The 3,350-nt window shown below is 73.8% G+C and carries 3 protein-coding genes; all 3 read right to left on the bottom strand.

Translation table 11 applies throughout. The annotated features are described in order from the left end of the window. A partial coding sequence (locus G5C62_RS26215) for a protein kinase domain-containing protein (RefSeq protein WP_241176151.1) occupies positions 1 to 1,429 on the bottom strand: 1,429 nt, incomplete at its 3' end. A 118-nt stretch (positions 1,430 to 1,547) separates the two neighbouring features. Next, entirely contained in the window at positions 1,548 to 2,300 is a 753-nt protein-coding gene (locus G5C62_RS26210; RefSeq protein WP_164703302.1) for a response regulator, read from the bottom strand. Between the two features lie 166 nt (positions 2,301 to 2,466). Beyond that, positions 2,467 to 3,258, bottom strand: a complete 792-nt coding sequence (locus tag G5C62_RS26205) for an ABC transporter ATP-binding protein (protein WP_164703301.1) — start codon at positions 3,256 to 3,258, stop codon at positions 2,467 to 2,469. Positions 3,259 to 3,350 lie beyond the last annotated feature (92 nt).

Raw genomic sequence — 3,350 nt, 5'->3', positions numbered from 1 at the left:
GGTGGACGTCGGCGATCACCGTGTCCTCGTCCACCAGGGTCAGCTGCTGGACCTCCTGCCGGATGCGCCAGTGCCGTGCCGGTCCGGTCAGCCGGTGCTCGTGGTACTCGGTGAGCTCATCCGCGCCCGCGGTGGCGTCGGCCGTCTCCCGTGGGACGGCGGTGACCGACAGGCCGAGGCCGGTCAGGTCGGACTCGACGTCGGAGAGCCGCCGGCCGATGTAGTCGTCGGCGTCCACCGCGACCAGCTCCACGCTGGGGGCGGTCTCCTCGGCGGTGGTCGTGGCCGGGGAGGTCTGCTCGGTGCTCGTCGTCGGGGTCGTCGTCGGGTCGGCCGTCCCGTCGTCGCCGAGCAGCTGGAACCCGACCACGGCGACGACGGCCGCGAGCAGCACGCCGAGCACTGGGAGCAGGAGGCGGCGGCGTCTGCCCTCCCGCTCCCGCTCGGGACCAGGTCCGGCGGCACCGGCACCGACCGCGCCCACCCCAGCGGCCGCGGCCCCGCCGACGGCCGGCATGACCCGCGTGCTCGGCGACTGTGCCGAGACCCCGGCCGCGGGGAGCACCGTCGTCCGGTCGGTCTGCGGCAGGGAGCGCCCGGCGCGGACGTCGTCGATCGCGGTGCCGAAGGCGGCGCCGTCCGGGAAGCGCTGGGCCGGGTCCTTGACCATCGCGGCCGCGATGAGCTGGCGCACCGGGGCCGGGACGTCGTCCGGCAGGGGTGCGGCGGTGTCCCGGATCTGCATCAGCGCGACCTGCACCGAGCTCTCCGCGTCGAAGGCGTGGTGGCCGGCCAGGCACTCGTAGCCGACGATGCCGAGGGCGTAGACGTCGCTGGCCGCGGTGGCCCGGTCGCCCTGGGCCTGCTCGGGGGAGAGGTAGTGCGGGGTGCCGATGACCTGGCCGGTCTGGGTGAGCGGCACGCTGGAGCCGGAGACGGCGACACCGAAGTCGGTGATCTTCACGGTGCCGTCGTCGCCGATCAGCACGTTGCCGGGCTTGACGTCCCGGTGGACGACGCCGGTGGCGTGCGCGGCGGCCAGCCCGGCGGCGCTCTGCCGCAGCACGTCGAGGGTGCGCTCGGGGCTCAGCCGGCCCTCGCGGCGCAGCAGTGCTGACAGCGACTCACCACGCACCAGCTCCATCACCAGGTAGGCGAGGTGCTCGTCGCGCGGGCCGGCGGGTGGGATCTCGCCGTAGTCGAACAGGGTGGCGATGTTCGGGTGCACCAGGCGGGCGGCGAGCTGGGCCTCGGCCCGGAAGCGGGCCAGGAACGTCGGGTCACCGGTGAACTCGCTGCGCAGCACCTTCACCGCGACGTCCCGCTCGAGCAACGTGTCGCGGGCCTGCCAGACCTGCCCCATGCCGCCGGTGGCGATCAGCGAGGTGAGCTCGTAGCGCCCGCCCAGGAGCTGACCGTCCGGGTGCATGTGGCTCCTCCCTGGTGCGCTGCCCGGGGCGTCCGGACGCCCCATCCCACCAAGTCGGGCCTGCGGTGGCGACCCCGGGCCCCCGATCAGGGGGAGCCGGAGGCGCGGCCCCGGTGCCTCAGGCGGCGGGGGTGAGCGGTTCGGCCAGTTCGGCGGCCAGCTCGGTGAAGACCCGGCAGGTGACCTCCAGCTCGCGGCGCAGTGCGCCGATCACCGGGCCGGGAGTCGGCAGCTGCCCGGTGCGGGCGGCTTCCTCGAGGGTGGCGCAGAGCTCGGCCAGCGGGCCGGCGCCGAGGGTGGCCGCGCTGCCCCGCAGCTTGTGGGCGGTCTCCTCGACGGCGACGGCGTCCCCGACGTGCAGGGCGTCCTCGACGGACGCCAGGCCCTCGGGCGCCCAGCCGACGAAGGTGCCGAGCAGCGTCGCGTGGAGCTGGCGCTCGGCATCGTCATCGAGGTCCCAGAGGTCCTCGACGTGGTCGCGCACGGCTTCGTCGCGTGCGGCGGCGGTGGCCACCAGGGCGGTGTCGATCGCCGCGGTGAGGGCGGTCATCGACACCGGCTTGGCGAGGTAGGCGGCGTTCAGCGCGGCCCCGGCTGCAACGTCACCGGGCAGCGCCCGGCCACTGAGGAAGATCAGCGGCACGTCGGCCCACATCGGGTCCTTGCGGAGTGCCGAGGCCAGGGACAGCCCGCTGCCGCCGGGCATGAACATGTCGGTGATGACGACGTCGGGGGTGAACACGTGCTCGAGGACGTTGCGCGCCTCGTCCATCGAGCCGGCGCCGCGGACGCGGTGGCCGGCCAGGTGCAGACGTGACTCCAGCATCAGACGAGTGACGTCCTCGTCCTCCACCACCAGCACCTTGGCCACGTGTGTCTTCCGCTCTGCTCGCCGAGACGCAGTGCGGGTGCACTGCTCGTACGGGTGAGATCGGCCGCCCACCGCCGGTACCGCAGCCTTGCCAGGAGACCTCACCCCAACGGGGCGGGGCGCCGCAGGCACCGAGATCGCGGCTTCGGCCCCTGCGGTTCCTGGGTCAGACGGTGGCGGGCACCGTGTGCACCAGGTCGGCGATCTCGCGCTTGACCGCGTTGAAGGCCGGGCTGGTCACGTCGCGGTCGGCCAGGTCGACCGGGACGATCCGGCGGATGGAGCCGGGCACGCCGTGCGAGGCGCCGCCGGTCATCACCACGACCCGGTCGGCGAGGTAGACCGCCTCCTCGATCGAGTGGGTCACGAAGACCACCGTCGTCCGGGTGTCGACGTGGATCCGCTTGAGCTCGGCCTGCAGGTCCGCCCGGGTGAGCGCGTCCAGCGCACCGAACGGCTCGTCCATCAGCAGCAGCGACGGGTCGTTGGCCAGCACCCGGGCGATCGCCACCCGCTGCTGCATGCCACCGGACAGCTGGGCGGGGTACGTCCCGGCGAACCGGGTCAGCCCGACGGCGGCGATGAACCGGTCGGTGACCGCCGCGACCTCGGCCCTGGGCAGCTTCTTGCGGGAAGGGCCGTAGGCGACGTTCTCCCGCACCGACAGCCAGGGGAACAGGCCGTAGTCCTGGAAGACGACGCCGCGGTCGGGGCCGGGGCCGGTGACCGGCGTCCCGCCGACCTCGACGACGCCGCCGCTGGGCCGCTCGAAGCCGGCCAGGATGCGCAGCAGCGTGCTCTTGCCGCAGCCGCTGGCGCCGACCACGGCGACGAACTCACCGGACGCGATGGTCAGGTCGACGTCGGCCATCGCGGCGACACCGCCGGCGTAGACCTTGCTCAGGCCAGCGATGCGGACGTCGGCCATGCGGCCGGCGGAGAGGTGTTCGGTGTCCATCGTCGGCTCCTACTTGATCAGCGGGCGGTCGCGGAACAGGACGCGGAAGAAGAGCGTCAGCAACCGGTCGGAGAGGAAGCCGGCGACGGCGA

It is taken from the genome of Modestobacter sp. KNN46-3 (assembly GCF_011039295.1).
The sequence above is the reverse complement of the archived record's forward strand: the minus strand, read 5'-3'. Positions and strand labels throughout refer to the sequence as shown.

Excerpts from the sequence above, each read along its gene's own strand:
- G5C62_RS26205 (WP_164703301.1), bottom strand. The coding sequence starts at position 3,258 with ATGGACACCGAACACCTCTCCGCCGGCCGCATGGCCGACGTCCGCATC.